We start from the raw sequence: 20463 nt of genomic DNA on the forward strand, positions 1-20463 counted from the left end.
ATTACTCCATTCTTGCTCTTACAATAAGTCAAGACGAAACCTATCGAACTATCCTTATGGAACAAAAATAAGCACTTTTATTGTACCAAATTATCAAAAAAATTTCAAAGGGATTTGTATAATCTTCTACTTATTTTTTCAAAAAAATCTCACTTTTTTTTGCTTTTTCATTCTCACTAACCTAGGTTAATTTTAGAAATATTCACATTTATCTCTCAATCTTTTTCAAGCTAAGAAATTGGCTCTAATTCTTTGATAGCTAATCCATAATAGACTTTTTCTAAGCGCTTAATTTCCGCCTCATATCGCTTAAGTTTACCGCTTGTTAGCCCTCGAGAGCTTTTGGTTTCGTCCAACAGTTCAAGATGCTGATTAAGCTTCAACAATGTTCTGGTTAAGCGCTCCTGTAACTCTTCGATTTCATTTTGTATATCCACACAAATCGGAAGCCTATTAGCTAGAATAAAATCCGTCATTTGCATTAGTATTTTTTTGCGCTCAACTTCCTTCACCTTACTTTTCACTACACGTTCAGCAGACCGAAACGTAAGTCGAATTCGTTCCATAATATCGCCTTTTATTGAAAGCTTTCTTTTTAATTCGTCTACATCTTCTTTTAAGGCTTCATGCTCTTCAATCATCCTTTTCATGACAAGGCCGCAGTTGAGGGTTTTTAAATCCATTTGATTTAGCTGATGGCGAATAGATTCTTTTAAGCTATCTATTTTTTTAGTAAGCTGCTTTTCTATGCCTTTAAGCTGCCTAATATCTTGTTCTCCATTATAAATAAGACCTTCTAGGCGCTCAACATCAAATTGAGCTTGTTCTTTTTTCATTTGAAAATCTTCGTACCGACGATATACAGATGACCATTTAATTAATAAAGATTGATAGTTGAGCAGCTCATCTTGGTGCTCAACCTTACACATCCACATTAAATGAACAACGGCTGCTAACAGCGGTAAAAAAGGTTCTGCTTCCTTACGCTTGGCTACAATTTCATGACTTTCCAAGCTCGCTAGCGTCCATAAGGGTGCATTGAACCCCACTAGAAGTGACGGTCCATACTGAATCGGAACAAACAAAGGCATGACTACACAAAGTAAAGATGACAATAAGTCATATGCGTTCGGAGGAAGTTGTTTAAAAAAACTGATAATCCCTTGTCTTTGTAAGATCTCTTCCATTGCTTTTTGAGTAACTTCTCTGCTGAACAATTCCAAAATCCGATCTTGATATAAGCTTGGTAACTGTTCAATCCAAGTTAAAAGAGCTGTTTGTAAAATCAGTTGTTCTCGCTTTGAAGCGATTAAGTACTGTGAATCTGCAAGGTGAATAAACAATCGAATTTGGTGACGCAAAACGTCGTCTAGGGAATGACAGCGAGCAATAGAAAACAATTCATTATATTTCGCAACAAACATATTGGCTATTTCTTCACTAAGTTCGTATAGCTCTCCATTCGTTGTAGTGTGAGAAACAGGGAGTCGAAAATATTCAGCCATATGCAAAAACAGTTGAAGATGCAAATCTACCTCAGGCTGCTTAGCAATTTTTCTCATATCCTGCTGGAGATTTTGCTGAAACTGGACATGTTCATCCTTTTCGTTTGGTAACGTTGGTTGTAGCTTTACAATTTTATATTTACTTATAACAAACGCACTTTGTAATCCTTGTCCATTTGCTGTTAGCAAACTATAAAGAAGCTGTTGACCATTCATTTCCTCATCTCCTTTTTGACTTTTAAGACTCTTCTTGCTTTCGTAAAACCACAAGTGCAGTCCAACAAGACATTAACGCAGGTGGTATACTCCACGTTAAATATCGCCAGTCTTTTGTGATGATGGATACGATGACAAAAACGAGTGGTAGCCCTATCAATATAACGCCAATCCGAACCTTACTTATCTTTTTTCCCATTCCTGATCGCTCCCTTTTCGCTCCATTTGCTTATATACAAAATTCGCTTTCTATTGAAAAACACCTTTATAAACCGTTCGTTCATTTCTCTCTTTTCTAGACAGTCTATGACAGGAGTTTAAAAATTAGCCATCCTTTTGTCAGACGGTGGATGCAAGACTCATTCCTTTTTCCCCTCATCTTGCAAATCTCGCATTAAAACGCTAGTTTTCTGTTTTTTTCAGCAATTGCATACTTTTTATGAGAAATCCACCGTAAAATATGCTATGTTACGTATAGAATGTTTTTTATAAGAATGATATACGATAGTAATTCCACAGAAAAGGATGATGATCATGAAATTTGTTGTATTTGGAGCTAGTGGACGCACTGGACAAGCTTTCGTGACTCAGGCTTTAGAAGAAGGACATTTCGTCACAGCATTCGTTCGAACACCAGATAAGCTCACACTAACAGATAGCAATTTACACATTATAGAAGGAAATGCAACGGATTTCTTTCAGGTGTCTCATGCCATTAAAGACCATGATGCTGTTGTTTCCTGCCTAGGCACAGATGGTTTAGGCCCTTCTACGTTTTTAGAAGAAGCAATATCTACCATTATTAAAGCAATGCAAGAGCATGGCGTACACCGAATCTTATATACCGCTTCAGCTGGAATTGAAGGAGAAATTCCAGGTATGACAGGTTGGCTTGCTCAAAACATTTTAAAAAATCCACTGCGCGATCATTTAAGAGCTGTACAGCTGCTAAAAACAAGCAATCTTAATTGGACAGTCGCTCGACCGATGGGGCTAACAAATGGACCCGTAACCGCTCAATATCGAAAAGCAGTAACGGGTGTACCAGAAGACAGTAAAAATATTAGTCGTGCAGACGTAGCCCACTTTTTATTACACGCTGCAAATACAGAAATTCATTTAAAGCAATCCGTGGCTCTTTCCTATTAAAAAGCTCAGAGAATTTTTTCTCTGGGCTTTTTTATAATAAGCCCATCATAACCATATATGATAAAATATGGTATATGATTCTTATAAAAGGAAGGTCTAATTCATGACAAGCAAACTAGTCATTTACCTATTGATAATAACAGCATGCTTTTTACTCTTTTCTATAAGCATACTGCTTTCGGAAAAGTACCTTTTCTTAATTCCACTTGGCATATTGGGTTTATTTGGTCACTGTTATTTCACTTATCGTTTTACCCAAACCTTATTAGCAAAACCGAAATGAGATTCGTGCACTTTATTGATTTTACTCTTTACAAGTTGACTTTGTACGTATATAGTTTGATACTAGTATCAGGTATAAGTTTTTACATAAAGGAGAGACCATTATGCTAACAATAGAGCAAATTAAAGAAATTATCCCTCATCGCTATCCATTTTTACTTGTGGATCGTATTATTGAAGTCGAAGAAGGCAAAAGTGCCGTTGGCATTAAGAACGTGACGGCTAATGAAGAATTTTTTAATGGACACTTCCCAGAATATCCAGTTATGCCGGGTGTTCTAATTGTCGAAGCACTTGCTCAAGTCTGTGCCGTTGTTATGTTGAAAAAAGACGATAATAAAGGAAAGCTCGGTTTATTTGCAGGTATTGACAATTGCCGCTTTAAAAAGCAAGTTGTTCCTGGAGATCAGCTTCGTTTAGAAGTAGAGATGACGCGCGTGCGTGGTACAATTGCGAAAGCTCGTGCTGTTGCGTCAGTCGATGGCGAAGTGGCTTGTGAAGCGGACGTAACGTTTGCACTATTTGACCCAAAACAAGCATAATTACTTAAGGTGCTAAGACATAAGTAGTTCAGCAAATGAGATATCTAAACTATCATGAGTTAATGACTTTTGATAGTTTGGGTATTTTTTATTGTTTTGAAAACAGTAGACTAGAGGGAAGAACGAGACCTGCCGAAAGCGCCTGTCTGTAGCGTAATGGCACAAACTAATTGTTAGCTCCTCAATAATCATTTCATTATGTCTCAGTCTCTTATCATCTTCTAATAATTCCTCAACTTAGCTTATTGATAACGTCTTGTTCGTCTGTATACCTAGCCCATACTGACATTGCTTCTGTTTTTAACTTTAGAGAGTTTTAGAGCTATAAAAAAAGAACGCTATTGCTAGCGTTCTTTTTTTGTAAATCTATATTAACCTTGCATTACTTTCATACGAACATGCTCTAAATGTTCACGAACTGCTTCTGCTGCGCCTTGAGCATCCCTATTTTTAATCGCTTCAAAAATGCGATCATGATCTTCATGGACCTGCTTGCGACTTTCAGGCCTTTGCGTTAACGAATATGCTAGCGCTTTTCGGTATAGATGACCTAGGTTCTCTACTGTATGAAGCAAAAATGAATTATGTGCCGCTTTTACAATATCATGGTGAAAGCGATAATCTGCTTCATAACCAATTTCAGCACTATTCTTAATGGTACCTTTGAATGCTTCTAAAGATTCTTTAATTTCTAGTAGCTCTTCTTCCGTATGACGAATAGCCGCTAGGCTTGCTGCTTCTGATTCAATGATAATTCGCATTTCAACTAACTCTAGCACTTGATCTGCTTCAACCATTTCAAACGTCATCGGATCAAGCATTCCTGCTAAATTTACTCGCTTAACGTAACTTCCTCCACCTTGTCTAGATTCAATTAATCCACTGGCCGACAAAACGCTTAACGCTTCGCGGATTGGTGCACGACTAACGCCAAACATTTTCGAAAGCTCATGTTCAGAAGGTAAGCGAGATTCAGGTGGAAACGTCTTTTCCTTTATCATCTTCTTTAACTGGTCAAGAACTTGACTTGATACTTTCTTACGCTCAATTGGTACAAACATTATTATTCCCCTCTCTGTTTGCTTTTTGTCTTATTCGTCTACAACATTCTTCTCCCTGCACGAAAGAGGGATTCACGTGCTGTAAAATCCCCCCTACTCTGTACTGAGTCCCCTTGATGAAGTGTAAACCTCTCGTATGTAACCGCTTTAAACTTTCTTTGTATTACAAGTATACATTAATTTTTAAAAAAATGTAAAAAAATTTCTATAATTATCACAATTTTCACATGAAAACAAATTATAAATGAATGAATGTTCATGTTTTTTTGACATAATTATTCCACTATTTCCCTTTTCATCAACTATTTGCAACCCTCTTTATGAATACCCGGTTACTAAGGATTAAGAAGGGATTTTTTCCATATTACCCCTTGTTTATCATGCTTATCTTTAGGGAAAAGAGTCAGAACTTGAAATCTTGTTTAGATATTTTGTATGGTTCATATATGTTCTTGCGAATAGTTCATTTCAAACTGACAAATAGTAAGAACAATATAAACGGTAATTTCTGCAAGTTGACTTGTAAAATAAACTAAATGGTGAGGAAAATCATGATACTAAACTTTGAACAGTTACCTGACATTCAAATTAAGCAATTAGTCGGCCCAGCTTCTCAGCGCGTCTTACATCTCGCTTATCACTCGAAATATGTCAAAAACTCGTCATTATTTTTTAGCATGAAAGGTGAAAACGCGGACGGATATCAATTTATAGAAGAAGCTATTCAAAAAGGCGCTGTAGGAGTCTTTGGGTCCGTTCATCATTGTTTTCAACAACTTCATGATAAATATCCGCACTGTACGTTTATCGTTGTCGATGATGTTCGAAAAACAATGGCAAGACTCGCTAAATACTACTTCCAACGAGCGGATGAAAAGCTCAAAACAATTGGTGTAACGGGTACAAATGGGAAAACAACAGTAGCTGCTTACGTACGTTCATTATTAACGCTGCTCGGATTACCAACGGGTTCAATCGGCACCACGGGGATTTGGTCTTCGCATAAAAAATTAACCTATCAAAAAAGTACTCCTACGACGCCTGAATCAACTGATTTACACCAAATTTTTCATGACTTAGAGACGTTCGGAGATCAGGCAGCTGTCATGGAAGTTTCATCCATCGCCATTGATCAACAGCGCGTTGAAGGAATTTTATTTGATGTGGCCATTCATACAAATTTTTCAGAAGAACATCTGGAATATCATAAAACAATGGAGCACTATAAAAACTGTAAAATGAAGCTATTTGAACAAGCTAAAACAGCCGTTATAAATGTTGATGATGATTTAATGGGTCAAGATTTGCTTCAATCATTTAAAAACCCAATGATTACTTATAGCCTCAACAGAAACTCTAACGCAACGCTGCGCGCTGATTCCATCACCGTAGAAGAAAAAGGGTCAACGTTTGAGCTTCATTATAATGACAACGTCTATCCAGTAACTGCACCTGTATTTGGGGAATATAATATTGCTAATGTATTGTCAGCTATCGGTACAGCGCTACTGCTTGATTATCACATTGAAGATATTCTTAACGTTCTACCACAGCTTGCTAGCCCTGAAGGACGCTTTCAAGTAATTAAAGGGCCACAAAATCAAAAGATTATCCTTGACTATGCTCATACACCTGTAGCTTTAACTCGTCTTTTACAAGAGGTAAAGAAATTAAAACATAATCGTTTAATTGTGATGATTGCTGGAATTGGCATCCGAGACTTTAACAAAATGCCCAAAATGGCAAGCATTATTGAGGGACAAGCCGATGAAGTGGTTGTTACTGTTGATCATCCTGGCTTTCATAACCCTAATGATATCATTGACCAAGTATTTACAGGATTTGCTCATCCCAATGCTTCGAACCTTCACCGAGCTCCAACAAGAAAAGAAGGAGTCTTAAAATCCTTAGAGCTTGGAGGACCAGATGATATTATTTTATTAACAAGCGGCTGTATCAACGGTTCACAAATTGTAAAAGGAGAATATATTCCTCATTCCGATGAAGATATTATTGAATCTTATTATGTAGCATTATAAGAACTCCCCTCATGTGCATGAGGGGAGTTCTTATCATCTCCTTAAAGCTTGTTTTCCTTTTTCATAGTATTCTTTTTTTATTTCTAGTGGCACCATGCTTCCGCCCGTTGCCCATACAATATGAGTCGCATGTTCAAGTGTTTCTGGAGACAGCTGTCTGTTTGTCACTATCGGTCCTATCATACCAGCTAGTGCCGATGGCTCTAATTCAATTCCTTCGCTATCAGCTAAATCTGCTAGCAGTCGATGCATTTCATCATCACTGATTGTGTAGCTTCCCTCTAGAACAGGACCAATTACTTTACCAACAAATCCAGATGGTCGCCCTACAGCTAGTCCATCTGCTTCTGTTAAATTATCAAGCCCAATATCTTGCACAGAGATTCTATCATGCAGATTTGTTGCTAAACCTAACAGCATACAAGGTGAGTGAGTTGGCTCAGCAAAAAAACAGCGAACATCATCGCCATACATAAGCTTTAAGCCAAAAGCCACTCCCCCTGGACCACCTCCCACCCCACACGGTAAATAAACGAATAAAGGATGCTTTTTGTCTACTTTCACTTTCATGTCAGCGAGCTGTTTTTTCAAACGAATGGCGCTTACAGCATAACCTAAAAATAAGTGCTTTGAATTTTCATCATCTACAAAATAGCACATCGGATCACGTAATGACTGTTTACGCCCTTCTTCTACAGCTTTACTGTAGTCATCTGTGTACTCGATAACCGTTACCCCTTTGCTTCTTAACAAATCTTTTTTCCATTGCTTTGCATCAGCAGACATGTGAACAGTTACTTGAAAGCCAAGCTTAGCACTAATTATTCCAATACTTAATCCCAAATTGCCAGTCGACCCTACCGCAATTGTATACTGCTGAAAAAACAAACGGAATTTTTCACTATCAAATTTTTGGTAATTATCCTTAAATGAAAGCATGTTATGTTTAATAGCTAAGTCTTCAGCATACTTTAAAATTTCATAAATACCACCTCGTGCTTTAATCGAACCTGAAATAGGCAAATCATGATCACACTTAAGCAAAAGCTCCCCTTCGATTTGTTGATTAAAACGGCTTTCCAAACGCGCTTTCATAGTAGGAATACCAGTTAAAGGTGACTCAATTATTCCTTTTGTCTCTTTCGTCTCAGGAAAGACTTTCTGTAGATAAGGTGCAAACCGTTCAAGCCTTGCTTCTGCATCCTTAACGTCCTGCTCAGTGAGGAATATGTTTTGTTTATGTAGTTGAAAAGACTGCTTATCTGGATTCATCCAGCAGGTTTCGGTAAGTTGAATAAGTTCTTTTATAATAGGGAATGTTTCTGTTAACCTTACTACGTCCTGTTTGACTATTTCCATCCTTATTTCCCCCTCTTGTTTCTATCCTTTATTATCATTTTATCACGAACTATTCTTTTATTAGAGCTAATCCAAAAGATAAATTAAGTGACTTTTTTTGATTTCCCTATTATCATTAAAGCGATTTCACTAAACAAAAGGGGTAGATGTGTGATGACTTACAGCGCAAATGAACAGCGGTATAAAGAAATGATTTATAACAGGTGTGGAAACTCTGGCTTACTGCTTCCCGCACTTTCACTGGGACTTTGGCATAACTTCGGAGGGGTGGATTCGTTTGAAAATGGAAAAGCCATGCTAAGACGTGCTTTTGACTTAGGAATTACTCATTTCGATTTAGCAAACAACTACGGGCCACCACCTGGCTCTGCTGAAGAGATGTTTGGCAAAATGTTAAGAGAAGATTTCGCCTCTTATCGAGATGAGTTAATTATCTCCACAAAAGCTGGCTATCGAATGTGGGAAGGGCCTTACGGAGAATGGGGGTCAAAGAAATACCTTGTTGCTAGTTTAGATCAAAGTTTGAAACGCATGGGTCTTGAATATGTAGATATTTTCTATTCTCATCGTCCCGATCCCAATACACCTCTTGAAGAAACTATGCAAGCACTTGATTTAATCGTAAAACAAGGCAAAGCGCTTTATGTAGGAATTTCAAGCTATAGCGCTGAACAAACAAAAGAAGCCGTACATATTTTAAATGAGCTGGGCACACCTCTCCTTATTCATCAGCCAAGCTACTCGATGTTTAATCGTTGGATAGAGGATGGACTTCAAGATGTGCTAACAGAGCATCAAATTGGATCCATTGCATTTTGCCCCCTTGAGCAAGGGTTACTTACAAATAAATACATACATGGCATTCCAAAAGACTCCAGAGCAGCAAAAGAAACTGGATTTTTAGATGCGGAGCGCGTAACTGCAAAGGTGGTTAACCAAGTGCAAAGACTTCATCAAATTGCACAAGAACGAGATCAAAGCTTGGCTCAAATGGCTCTTTCTTGGGTGTTAAGAGATGGAAATATTACCTCTGCTCTCATAGGAGCAAGTCGCGTAAGTCAAATTGAAGAGAACGTTGCAGCTCTTCATAACCGATTATTTACCCAAGACGAACTTCGTCAGATTGATGCGATTTTAAATAGCTAAAAAACCTTCTACTCTCTATTTGAGAGTAGAAGGTTTTTTATATCGCAGTTAGATTTTCCCATCATATTTGCGACCATCATTATGCTTTTGATTGCGCTCATCTGTCATACGCATTTGCTCAGCTTTCTCCTGAGCATTCACATGATTGGCATCAGTCGGTAAATTTTTCTTTGAACGTCCTTTTGCATTGCTCATGTTATCACCTCCAGCTTTATACCCCGTTAGCTTCTCCACTTTTTTAGGGCATCATACGCTAGAAAATCAGCCTGTATTACGCAAGCCAGCCGCAATTCCATTGATAGTTAACAACACTTCTTGTAGAAGTCTATCAGCCTGCTCTTCATCTGCTTGACGAAGCTTAGAAATAAGCTCGACTTGGAAAAAGCTTAGCGGATCAACGTATGGATTTCGCAAACGAATAGACGATTGAATATTCGGTAGGTGCTCCATTAATTCTTCTTGATTTGTAATTTGAAGAATTGCTTCTTTCGTTTCGGTATACTCTTTCTCAATTGCCCCGAAAATTCGATCAGCAATCGCTTTGTCTTCAACCATTGAAGTATAGTTTTTCGCAGTCATTAGGTCCGCTTTCGTTAAAGCCATCTGCAAGTTATCAATTGTTGAGCGGAAAAATGGCCACTCTTTATACATTTGCTGGAGTAAAGAAAGGCTTCCTTCTTTTTTAATAAGATGTACAAGCCCTGTTCCAGCTGCATACCAAGCAGGTAAAAGTTGGCGGCTTTGCGTCCAAGCAAATACCCATGGAATAGCTCGCAGGTCTTCAAAACGGTCACTGCCTTTTCGGCTCATTGGACGAGACCCAATGTTAAGAGCACCTAACTCTGGTAACGGTGTTGCTTGTTTAAAATATGTTAAAAAGTCTGGATCTTCAAACACAAGATGCTGGTAATGAGCGAGCGCTTCTTTTGATGCAATGTTCATCGCTTCTTCCCACTGAGATGTACGCACGTCTGTTTGTTCAGCTTCAGACGACACTTTGGCAGCTGCTGTTAGCAAAGTTGAAACCGCTTGTTCCAAGCTTCGATGTGCAATGTCGTATAGCGAATAGCGAGAGGATAATACTTCCCCTTGTTCTGTAATTTTCACGCCGTCTCCTAACGTTTCAGCAGGTTGTGATAAAATGCTTCGGTTTAATGGACCACCGCCTCGACCAAGAGATCCACCTCGGCCATGGAAGAACTTAAGGCGCACGTTATAGCGCTTTGCCATATCATGAATTTCCTGCTGAGCTTTGTAGAGCTTCCAGTTTGCCGTTAACGTCCCGCCGTCCTTGCTTCCATCGGAATACCCCAGCATAATCTCTTGTAAATCATTTTGTTCTGCCAAATGTTTTCGATAAAAATCTAGCTGGAACAGTTCCTCCATAATTTTTGGCCCAGCTGTTAAGTCATCAATTGTTTCTAATAAAGGAGCAACGTTTAAATAACTTTCAATTTCTCCGTTGGCATGCAAACGATAAATCCCTGCTTCTTTTGCCAAAACCATCACTTCTAATAAATCGCTAGCTGATTGAGTCATGCTAATTAAGTAAACTTCAATCGAACGCTTTCCAAATTCTTCATGCGCGCGCTTTATCATTTGAAACGCTTCAATTATTTGCTTTGTTTCTGGCGAATAGTCTTCGGTGAACGAAATGAGTGGACGAGGGTCTTGTAAAATTCCGCTTAGCAGCTCCAACTTTTCTTTTTCTGTCAAGGAAGAATAGTCTTCTACAATGCCAACCGAATATAAGATCTCTTTAATCGCAGCTTCATGTTCACCGCTATGATTTCGAATATCAAGCGTTGCTAAATGGAAACCAAACAATTCTACTTGACGAATTAATTGACGAACGCTTTTTAACTCGTACTGCATTGGATGATGTAAACGTAAGCTTTTTTGAATAAGCTTAATATCGCTAAGTAGCTCGTCTGCTTGCTTATATCCACCTTCTTGTCCAACATTTTCTAACTTGTGAAGCATAATCGTTAATTTACAGCGATATACCTCATGAGGCACACGCCATCTTTTCTTTTGAGGCAGAAGCTGCTTTTCTTGTTCAACCGATTGCACCAAGTCATCTAAAATTAAAACTCGCTTTGTTGATTGACTTAGTCGCTCCCTTAAATTCAATAAAGCTGCTCTATACTTTCGAACTGCTACGCTACGATGCTTCGTTAAAGTTTGCCATGTTACCTTTGGTGTTACGTTCGGGTTACCATCTCTGTCTCCACCAATCCAAGATCCAAAACGCAGCACGTTTGGCACTTGCCACTGTTGTTCAGGATAGTAACGTTTTAATGAATCCTCTAGCTCTTGATGAATATGTGGTAATACCTCAAACAACGTTTCATCGAAATAATATAACCCATTTGCTACTTCGTCCATTACGCGCGGCTTACGATCTCGTAGTTCAGCCGTTTGCCATAAAACCATAACTTCGTTAAAAAGCTGCTCTTCTAGCTCTTCCCTTTCACGCTTTGTTACTGATTTTTGTTCAAATGCTTGTAAAATATCGGCGATTCGCTTATGAATGTCCAGCACACTTCTTCTCGTTGCTTCTGTTGGATGTGCTGTGATAATTAACTCTAAAGACAGCGTTTGGAGAAGTTTTGTGATAACATCTGCTGTTACGCCGCTATCTTTCAAATCACTGACCGCTTTTTCAAGTGAGCCAGGCTGTACATTTGCTTCTTCTTGCTGCTGATACTCACGTTTACGGCGAATGCGATGGTTTTGTTCCGCAATATTAACTAGATGAAAATAAACAGAAAACGCACGAATAACTTGCTGTCTCATTGGATCCTCAATGCTTGTTATTTCAGATTTTAACTGTTCGTAGATATCCTGATCATTATGTTCACGAAGCATTTTGGCTACTTCACGTATTTTTTCAACTTTATTAAGTAAATCTTGGCCACCCTCATAAATTAAAACATTCCCTAGTAGTTGTCCGAGAAACTTGACGTCTCGACGCAATGCGACGCTGTTGTCTTGCTCAGTAGTTTGTAAAACCGTCATTTCTTCTTCCACCCCTTGACAAAAAATCTAACGTTTCATTTTTTAGAAAATTGAAACTAGTTATAGTATATCATAAATAAATTCAATTTTCATGTAAAAAAACCTAACATAGTTTTTATTATATAAAAAAACAGGTACTCACGACGTAGTACCTGCCATTACAAAGTTACATATCTGCACGTTTCATTCTATTTTCTTCTTCGCTTAAAAATTGTATAAAGTGAGCCATCATTGCAAGCGGCTGTGCTTTAATTCGCTCAATATATTCTTCTTTACGATAGGAAGAGACGACTTCACTTTTTTGAATGCGCTCAATGGCGTATTCTGCCCCTACCTTCTGCATTTCTTTACGCTTTAATTTGGTCTCTCTCGATAAAGCCATACCGATTGCTCCAATCAAAGCATAGATACCTAACATCGGTAGTGCTTCACGAGTAACGGGCTCAGTAAAGAGCATGAACCCTAAATTGAAGACTGAAACCGCAATAAGCGGCAGTGACCAAAACATATAGCGTGATACTTTCTTTGTAAAAGGTGACAGTTTTTCTTGAAGCTGTTCCACCTCTTTTTGAATATACGCTGACATTTGTAATGATAATAATTTCACAAAATCCCCAACCTTATATTTAAATATGCAAATAGCCGTTACCAATTAGGTAGCGGCATATCCATAACCTAAAAGACCTCTACCTGATTTGTTGGCAAGGTCTTGCTAACAACAAAATTGTTGCCACCAAAGCCGAGAGCATATGCTCTGTACTGACGACCTTGTTGTAAAAGCTACTCCCCTTAGAGCAACATCCTATAATGACTATCATTTTAGAAAATGTAAGTTTCCTTGTCAAATGTTTCGCTTTTTTACACTGCCATGCTATCATAGCCATACAAAAGAACTTTAGGAAGGAGTTTATGACATGCCAATTTCAAGTATTATGTATTCATATGTTGTCCGAAAAGTCGATCGTTTTCAGCAACATTATATAAAAAAGGAATACGAACTCCAGCTTTGCACTAATCAAGTAAAGTGTAATGCGCGGTCGTTCACGCTTGAACAGGTTTTAGACATTTCATATAAACCTTTCTCTTCAGAAAAAGGTTTATTGTATTTACATACCCACCAAGGTGTTTTTAAATATGAAATTCAAGCAGACCCTTCAGCTTTTATTAATGAATATAAGCGCTTAAAGACAACATAAGGCATGAAAAAATGATTCTCTGAAACGAGTCATTTTCTCATGCCTTTTATTTACTTTCTTCTATAGATTAGCCATTGATGTAAATATTTCTACACGCTCCATAGCATCCATTACCTCTTCTTTTGTAAACTTCCCAATAAAACGAAGAGCCTCTTCTTCCTTGATTGCATGAGCTGCTACTAGCTGTTTTGCTTCTTCTTTTTCTGTAACCCCTAAATCCGAGAGAGTCCGCGGAAATTCTAACGCTTCGTAAAATGGCATAAGTTTTTTAACTATTTCTCGTTGATTTTCTAACATGAGCTGAACCAAAATACCATACGTTACTTTTTGACCATGAAGAACATGATGAGCTTCTTTAACAAAGCTAAGTCCGTTATGAACTGCGTGTGCACCTGATACCCGACCATACTGAACCGCGAATCCTCCAACGGTTCCGGCAATCATAATAATAGATTCTACTACTCGTGTAAATGCTGGAGTAACCTTCTGTTCTTGTAAACTTTTAATAGCAGCTTCGCTATCTGCCATCAATATATCTCTGATGTATTTCGCTTGATTAAGCCCGGAGTATACCATTGCTGAAAGCTCGTGTGCGTTTTTTGTATTTCGAATAATCGCATCTGCTTCATACCATTTTGCTAGAGTATCTCCAATGCCGCTTTTAACATAGTTAACAGGAGATGAAAGAAGAAGCTTCGGGTCTACAACTGTTAAAAAGCTCGCTCTCTTATGGTAATCAACCCGAACATACTGCCCGTTTTCATCATACATCACGCTAAGAGGCGTTGTTGCTGCACATGTTCCAGGAACCGTTGGCACAAGAATAACTTCAACGTCTAAATAATCCGCTAACGATTTTGCACTATCTAATACAATACCTCCACCAATACCAATTACTAAATCAACGTTATAAAGTTCTTTTGCATAGATATGAATATCTTCATCATAACAATATCCTTTATGCTGAATAACCGGGATGTGTTCAGGCAACGCGCTGTATTGATTAAAAGCATCAAATGATTTGAATCCTGTAAAAACTACTGGCTTAGAAAAGCTGGCTATGTATTGGTCCATTTTCTTCGCAGCACCTATTTCACAAATATAGTGATTAGGACCACTTCTTACAATATTGGGTTCACTCATGTTGTCCTCCTTAATCGTTTCACAATTTTAAATTTTTCGTTAATTAACTCAGTATACGATAGAAGAATTTAGCATGCAAACCCTAAAAACCTTTCACTTATGTAAAAGGCTTTCAAGGTCTTATTTCAACAACTTTTTAATGATGATTCTCTCCCAAATGCTCCACGGAAGCATACGTTTTAACCATACAGATACCTTAACCCCTTTACCAACAGGGTATCTAAGTTTTTTTAGCTGACGTTGGTTGCATAAAGAAAGAAGTAAAGAAACAACTTGATCAGGGTCACCGAGCTTTTTCTCACCAGCCTGTAGCTCATTCTCAATTGCACGCATATAAGCACGGTAAGCAGATCCTTCATTCAATGAATGCTTTGATACCTTCTTGCCTGTTGTCCAAATATTCGTCGCATAAGAACCTGGTTCAATTAAAGCAACATCAACTCCAAACGGCTTTAGCTCAAGCCGTAAACTTTCACTATAACCTTCGAGTGCATGTTTAGATGATACATACGGTGATAGTCCTGGAAACCCAATTAACCCACTGATGCTGCTAATATTAATAATTTTGCCCTTGCGCTTTTCTCTCATAAATGGAAGCACCGCTTGAGTCACCCTCATGACACCGAATACGTTCGTTTCAAACTGCTCTTTATATTCATCTATATGAATTTCCTCGCTAAAGCCACCAAACGCAAATCCTGCGTTATTAATTAATATATCAATGCCGTTGGTGTTATGTAATAGCGTAGTTAATTCGTCAATTGAACGTTGAGACGTAACATCTAGTTCAACAAATACTACTCTTTCTTTTAACTTATCCTTTTCTAACATCCTTAACAGAGCACTTTTCTTTTCTAAATTACGCATTGAAGCAATGACTTTATATCCAGCTTTAGCTAGCTGATATGCGCTAAGTAAACCAAATCCACTTGAGGTTCCTGTAATTAATACCGTTTGTGTCTTCATCTCTATCCCTCCGTTTATCCACAGCTTGATATAGACCATATTACAGTACCAAATAAAAGATAAAAATATATTTTAAAATAAACCTAAACCATTCCAAACCTTCCTACAACATATAGGGTAAGTCGAATAAACTGACTCTCCTTCAAAAAACCATATGCTTTCTTGAACTCTGGAAATTGACTCCCAGTATCACATGCTCTCTGTCTTAGTGGTTGTTTAGCACAAATTTATTTAACCATATACACCCAATATAAATTAATTATGTATAGAAAACCTACTTGTACCTATCTTTTTGATCTTGGCACACATTTTGCAATACCTTTATGTAATTCGATTAAAGGAGGTAAACAAATGAAGAACACAAAAAAACGAAACCACTTTGGTAAACGTATGATCACATGCATCGCTTTAACGGGGGGACTACTTCTATCCACGTTACCAACCTCAGCAGCTGCAGCTAACTATACGCTCTATACAACGGGCAGTTCAGTTGATAAAACAACAACCACGACTTTTGGGCAAGTGTACATGGGAGGCAGTACCGATGTAGACGAAGCGTTTAAATGGATGATTAATAAAGCGAATGGTGGCGACTTTTTAATTCTTCGTGCAACGGGTTCAGACGGATATAATCAATATGTTTATGATTTAGCTAACTCAATAGGAAAGCCATTAAACTCTGTTAGTACAATCGTTGTAACTGACCTAGCCAGAGCAGGTTCAGACTCCTCACTAATAAGTCGCATTAATAAAGCAGAAGGAATCTTCTTTGCAGGAGGTAATCAAGCTGATTACGTTGATTTTTTAGAAGGAACACCCGCTCTTACTGCACTTAATAACCGTATTGCACAAGGAATTCCTTTTGGAGGCACAAGTGCCGGCACTATGATTCAAGGAGATCATATTTATGATTCGATATCAGCAGGTTCAACAACGCTTGATTCTGCAACAGCACTAAGAAATCCGTATAGCTCACTTATTTCTTTTACAGATTATCTCATTCAAACTCCGCATAATAATCATGTACAAACCGACACTCATTTTGAACAAAGAGACCGAATGGGGCGTTTTTTAACATTCTTAGCTCGTAATATTAAAGACGGTGAAGAAACTGGAACAAGCGCCAAAGGTATTGCTGTAAATGAACAGTCTGCTCTTTTAGTTGAGAAGGACGGGACAGCAAAGGTTGTTACGCAGCCTGGCGCTGTGAACGCTGCAGTTTATATGGCAAAAACAAACCAAGCCCCAACTACTTGTGTAAGTGGGGTACCCCTAACGTTCAACAACGTTTCTATTTATAAGCTGTTTAACGGTAACACATTTAATCTTTCAACATGGTCAGGTTCTGGCGGACTGTCTTACACGCTGAACGTCAACAATGGCACTATCACTTCTTCTACAGGCAATATTTATGGTGGAAATCGTTAAGTCGTCGTTCATAAAATAGCCCTCTTCTAACAAGAAGAGGGCTATTTACATTTGATTATTTTTCACAAGCAATAAGATCTTTGTCCCTATCTAACTTTGAATTCCCATCATATAACGCTTTTGATACATAGGGCTTATGATATGTTTTTCCACCTTTATTTTTAATGTTTGCTGCGCGAGCTACGCCTCCCTTATATGCTTTGTTTAACTCCGCACAGTTTTTATATGATTTTGGAGCGGCATCTGCAGTTAAAGGAATCATCGATGAAGCACCTACAACTAAACCAAAAGACATCACAAAAGGTAATATCCTCTTCATAATCAGTTCTTCACTCTCATTACTTTTATCATATTTTGTTCATCAATTTCCATCAATCTTTTTTGAAGTTCTCTCTAAAATACTCTTACCATTTTGGTCTTCGTATAGTTCTGCTTTCTAAAACAAATAACTATATAAAGGAGGTTTACCATGGTCTTATCTATTTTTGTTTTTATTTCATTCCTTACGATATCCCTTTTTTATATGCAGCATAAAGTATTGTCTGTTGTTGAAAATACGTTTTTGTTTTTAATCGTACTAATTATTAATATTAATGCTGCTTGGATTATTAACGAAGAGCTCAACTTGATTAATACACCAACAACCCCTATTCCCTATACAGCCTTTATCTTAGATCGAAGTCTTATCTTTCCAATGCTATTTGTTATTCAATTCAACCTTCTCTATCGCTATTCTGGGATCAAACGTTGGTTTGGCATTACACTCTTATTTTTAGCAGGGTTCGTTTGCTTAAGATTTCTGGCTGTTCGGTTGGAGGTTTACACTTATGAACAGTGGAACTTTTTGTATGATGCTGGATATACGCTCATACTACAGTTTATTTTATTTTACGTATTTAACATGTATCGCAAAATTACCTTACGAAAGGTGATGTTATAAATATGTGGTTTGGTGAATGGAGTAAGAACGAAGTCATCTTATTATGTATGATTGGATTTGCTATCGTTATTGCATTGCTGTTACCTAGAAAGTTGACGAAAGAAATTACCATTTTAAGCTGGCTTTGGGGACTTGCTAGCGGCCTTGTATTTGATTTTACAATCGGTGGTGGAATTATTGATTTTTACACGGTAAATGACTCTCCACACTATGAATTGTTCGATGGCCTCTATTATGTATTGTTTGCGCCTTTTGGCTACTTTTTCATTTATTTCTATGAGACGTTTCATATTTCAAAATATACGTTTATTTACTACATTCTTACTTGGACATTAATTGGTATGGGAATAAATTGGATTTTTATTAAGTCGGATATCATTGCGTTTCAAAACGGATTTTCACTTACATACTCATTTTCTGTCTTTTTGCTTACGCAAACTATTACCGCTTTAGCATATGAACAGTTAAAGAAAGCACAACAGCATACGGCTACCTAGTGGTAGAGCAGCCTACTCATTGTTAAAATATGCTCACTAAAAAAACTCCTCACTGGTTGAATAAATAACCTTAAAGGGAGCTTTTTTATGCTGATATCACGAATTTATTAACTTGCGAAAGAACTGATGAACTTCTTCTATTTCAACCTTTGTAGCTATAATTATCTCAGAACGGTTCCTTTTTTCGCTTAGCACTTCACCGATGAGCTCTTCTGAACGTTCTGATATGCTGTATCTAAAAAGTTAATTACTTGGTTTAATGCTGTGTGAACCAAGCCTTTACCTACTTCTCCATTCAAGTCTAGATATAAATTATGCCCTCCTACAGTGTTTGCACCAAGGCCAATTGAATTAACCTATAAATTAGATTTTCCTATACGATTTTGTTCAATTATTTTATCCATCTCCTTTTTTTCATTTTGTTTCCCACTCCATTCTTAAGCACAATTCTTGCTATTGCTATATAGGTATACTATATTAGTTTCCGTCGACTCATTACATTGCACGAAATTAAATAGAACACCATTTCTATCTTTGACTTAGATGATTAGACTCTGATCAAAACGGGAATGTTAGTTGGGCTACAGATTATCATTCACATTTACAATTAAATAACGATTGCTAAAGGGGACTATTAAAATGACTAGCTATCAAGAACTTGTCAAAAACCAGCGTTCATTCTTTTACAGTGGTAAAACAAAAGACGTTGCATTTCGAATTGAGACACTAACAAAGCTAAAAGAGCTAATTCAAAATCATGAACAAGATATTTTAGATGCGCTAAAAGCAGATTTAAATAAGCCAGAAGCGGAAGCTAAGCGCGCAGAGGTTGGTTTAGTATTAGGAGAGATTGAATTTACACTAAAACATCTCGAAGAATGGGCAGCTACTAAAGAAGTATCAACACCAGCTACTCACGAAGGTGCAAAAAGCTTTATCCAACCCGACCCTTACGGTGTTGCGCTTGTAATCGCACCTTGGAACTACCCTTTCCAATTAGCTGTAACTCCTCTTGCCGGAGCCATTGCTGCTGGTAACTGTGCGGTATTAAAGCCATCTGAATTGACACCAAGAACATCAAGTTTACTTGCTGCACTCATTAACGAAAACTTCCCTGAAGAGTACCTATGCGTAGTAGAAGGAGAAGTAGAAACAAGCACTGCTTTATTAAAGGAAAACTTTAATTATATCTTCTTCACAGGGAGTACGGCTGTAGGTAAAATTGTTGCAAAAGCTGCAGCTGAACACTTAACACCTACTACCCTTGAATTGGGAGGAAAAAGTCCAACCATCGTTCATAGTGATGCAAATATAGAAGAAGCTGCAGTCCGTATTGCACGCGGAAAGTTTGCGAATGCTGGACAAACATGCGTAGCACCAGATTATATCCTTGTACAAAAAAATAGTAAGCAAGCTTTAATTGAAAAGCTAAAAGAAGTAATTATAACTTCATATGGTGAAAACATTTCATCTGATTTAGATTTTTCACATATTGTTAGCGAAAAACATTTCGAGCGTCTAACTAACTATTTAGATAATGGTAAGCTTGTTGCTGGAGGAAATAGCGATCGTTCTAAGCTTTTCATTGAACCAACAATTCTTGATGAGATTTCATTTGACGATTCGGTTATGCAGGACGAGATCTTCGGTCCGATTTTACCTATTATTGAATATGACGAGTTATCAGAAGTTATAGCAGCTGTTCGTAATCGTCCAAATCCGCTAGCTCTTTATGTATTTACACAAGACCAAAGGGTACAGGACTATATTTTAAATAACTTATCGTTTGGCGGTTCTGCTGTAAACGATACAATTAGTCATATGACTTCTCACTACCTACCTTTTGGTGGAGTGGGTGAAAGCGGAATGGGCGCTTATCATGGAAAAGCAAGCTTCGATACATTTTCACACTTTAAAAGCGTGCTAATCCGTTAAATCAATTAAAAAAGCTATTTCGGTTACTTATACCGAGA

At 37.7% G+C, this 20463-nt stretch carries 19 protein-coding genes and 1 pseudogene; 9 read left to right on the plus strand and 11 right to left on the minus strand.

Annotated features, from left to right (window positions below; translation table 11 throughout):
- Positions 1–230: 230 nt before the first annotated feature.
- Both EPL02_RS13420 and EPL02_RS20940 read right to left on the minus strand, forming a co-directional pair.
- Positions 231–1721 carry a hypothetical protein gene (locus EPL02_RS13420; RefSeq protein ID WP_131887982.1) on the minus strand — a complete coding sequence of 497 codons (1491 nt, stop codon included), beginning with the start codon at positions 1719–1721 and terminating at the stop codon, positions 231–233.
- A 22-nt stretch (positions 1722–1743) separates the two neighbouring features.
- Entirely contained in the window at positions 1744–1920 is a 177-nt protein-coding gene (locus tag EPL02_RS20940) for a hypothetical protein (RefSeq protein ID WP_165932576.1), read from the minus strand.
- A 335-nt stretch (positions 1921–2255) separates the two neighbouring features.
- Between EPL02_RS20940 and EPL02_RS13425 the strand changes: the two genes are divergently transcribed.
- Together EPL02_RS13425 and fabZ are read left to right on the plus strand one after the other, a co-directional pair.
- Entirely contained in the window at positions 2256–2870 is a 615-nt protein-coding gene (locus tag EPL02_RS13425) for an NAD(P)-dependent oxidoreductase (RefSeq protein ID WP_094913264.1), read from the plus strand.
- 386 nt (positions 2871–3256) lie between these two features.
- Positions 3257–3694: a 3-hydroxyacyl-ACP dehydratase FabZ gene (gene fabZ, locus EPL02_RS13430; protein WP_025909904.1), complete on the plus strand. Its 438-nt coding sequence runs from the start codon at positions 3257–3259 to the stop codon at positions 3692–3694.
- A 371-nt stretch (positions 3695–4065) separates the two neighbouring features.
- Here the strand turns inward: fabZ and EPL02_RS13435 are convergent, their stop codons facing one another.
- Positions 4066–4755 carry a FadR/GntR family transcriptional regulator gene (locus EPL02_RS13435; RefSeq protein ID WP_025909903.1) on the minus strand — a complete coding sequence of 230 codons (690 nt, stop codon included), beginning with the start codon at positions 4753–4755 and terminating at the stop codon, positions 4066–4068.
- Between the two features lie 551 nt (positions 4756–5306).
- Between EPL02_RS13435 and EPL02_RS13440 the strand changes: the two genes are divergently transcribed.
- The gene (locus EPL02_RS13440) at positions 5307–6794 is read left to right on the plus strand and encodes a UDP-N-acetylmuramoyl-L-alanyl-D-glutamate--2,6-diaminopimelate ligase (protein WP_094912203.1); all 1488 of its coding nucleotides are present in this window, start codon (positions 5307–5309) and stop codon (positions 6792–6794) included.
- A 33-nt stretch (positions 6795–6827) separates the two neighbouring features.
- On the opposite strand, the gene EPL02_RS13445 is transcribed toward EPL02_RS13440, so the two are convergent.
- Entirely contained in the window at positions 6828–8153 is a 1326-nt protein-coding gene (locus tag EPL02_RS13445) for a D-serine ammonia-lyase (RefSeq protein WP_131887983.1), read from the minus strand.
- 153 nt (positions 8154–8306) lie between these two features.
- Here EPL02_RS13445 and mgrA point away from each other — a divergent pair, with 153 nt between their 5' ends.
- Positions 8307–9299 (plus strand): L-glyceraldehyde 3-phosphate reductase, encoded by a 993-nt coding sequence (mgrA, locus tag EPL02_RS13450; RefSeq protein ID WP_131887984.1) that lies wholly within the window; start codon positions 8307–8309, stop codon positions 9297–9299.
- A 48-nt stretch (positions 9300–9347) separates the two neighbouring features.
- On the opposite strand, the gene EPL02_RS20945 is transcribed toward mgrA, so the two are convergent.
- From EPL02_RS20945 to EPL02_RS13460, 3 genes are all read right to left on the minus strand, one after another.
- On the minus strand, positions 9348–9494 hold the full coding sequence (locus EPL02_RS20945; protein WP_025909900.1) for a hypothetical protein: 147 nt from the start codon (positions 9492–9494) through the stop codon (positions 9348–9350).
- Positions 9495–9560: 66 nt separating this feature from the next.
- The gene (gene ppc, locus EPL02_RS13455; protein WP_131887985.1) at positions 9561–12320 is read right to left on the minus strand and encodes a phosphoenolpyruvate carboxylase; all 2760 of its coding nucleotides are present in this window, start codon (positions 12318–12320) and stop codon (positions 9561–9563) included.
- Positions 12321–12486: 166 nt separating this feature from the next.
- A complete protein-coding gene (locus EPL02_RS13460) occupies positions 12487–12927 on the minus strand; it encodes a DUF5392 family protein (RefSeq protein WP_094912199.1) in 441 nt (146 codons plus the stop codon).
- 307 nt (positions 12928–13234) lie between these two features.
- Here EPL02_RS13460 and EPL02_RS13465 point away from each other — a divergent pair, with 307 nt between their 5' ends.
- Entirely contained in the window at positions 13235–13516 is a 282-nt protein-coding gene (locus EPL02_RS13465; protein ID WP_094912198.1) for a hypothetical protein, read from the plus strand.
- A 60-nt stretch (positions 13517–13576) separates the two neighbouring features.
- Here EPL02_RS13465 and EPL02_RS13470 read toward each other — a convergent pair whose 3' ends face one another.
- Together EPL02_RS13470 and EPL02_RS13475 are read right to left on the minus strand one after the other, a co-directional pair.
- Positions 13577–14659, minus strand: a complete 1083-nt coding sequence (locus EPL02_RS13470; protein WP_094912197.1) for an iron-containing alcohol dehydrogenase family protein — start codon at positions 14657–14659, stop codon at positions 13577–13579.
- 120 nt (positions 14660–14779) lie between these two features.
- The gene (locus EPL02_RS13475) at positions 14780–15625 is read right to left on the minus strand and encodes an SDR family oxidoreductase (RefSeq protein ID WP_094912196.1); all 846 of its coding nucleotides are present in this window, start codon (positions 15623–15625) and stop codon (positions 14780–14782) included.
- Positions 15626–15976: 351 nt separating this feature from the next.
- Here EPL02_RS13475 and EPL02_RS13480 point away from each other — a divergent pair, with 351 nt between their 5' ends.
- Positions 15977–17053, plus strand: coding sequence for a cyanophycinase (locus EPL02_RS13480; RefSeq protein WP_094912195.1), 1077 nt, complete (start codon positions 15977–15979; stop codon positions 17051–17053).
- Positions 17054–17108: 55 nt separating this feature from the next.
- Here EPL02_RS13480 and EPL02_RS13485 read toward each other — a convergent pair whose 3' ends face one another.
- On the minus strand, positions 17109–17372 hold the full coding sequence (locus tag EPL02_RS13485; protein ID WP_205687717.1) for an excalibur calcium-binding domain-containing protein: 264 nt from the start codon (positions 17370–17372) through the stop codon (positions 17109–17111).
- Between the two features lie 150 nt (positions 17373–17522).
- On the opposite strand from EPL02_RS13485, the gene EPL02_RS13490 reads away from it, so the two are divergent.
- Together EPL02_RS13490 and EPL02_RS13495 are read left to right on the plus strand one after the other, a co-directional pair.
- On the plus strand, positions 17523–17993 hold the full coding sequence (locus EPL02_RS13490) for a hypothetical protein (protein WP_094912193.1): 471 nt from the start codon (positions 17523–17525) through the stop codon (positions 17991–17993).
- Between the two features lie 2 nt (positions 17994–17995).
- On the plus strand, positions 17996–18490 hold the full coding sequence (locus EPL02_RS13495; RefSeq protein ID WP_131887987.1) for a hypothetical protein: 495 nt from the start codon (positions 17996–17998) through the stop codon (positions 18488–18490).
- 147 nt (positions 18491–18637) lie between these two features.
- On the opposite strand, the pseudogene EPL02_RS21215 reads toward EPL02_RS13495, so the two are convergent.
- Positions 18638–18837, minus strand: a pseudogene (locus EPL02_RS21215) (aldo/keto reductase); the annotation flags it as partial.
- A gap of 292 nt (positions 18838–19129) precedes the next feature.
- Between EPL02_RS21215 and EPL02_RS13500 the strand changes: the two are divergent.
- On the plus strand, positions 19130–20425 hold the full coding sequence (locus EPL02_RS13500; RefSeq protein ID WP_131887988.1) for an aldehyde dehydrogenase: 1296 nt from the start codon (positions 19130–19132) through the stop codon (positions 20423–20425).
- Positions 20426–20463 lie beyond the last annotated feature (38 nt).

The organism is Bacillus sp. CBEL-1, from assembly GCF_004348885.1.
GTDB classification, from domain to species: domain Bacteria; phylum Bacillota; class Bacilli; order Bacillales; family Bacillaceae_H; genus Priestia; species Priestia aryabhattai_A.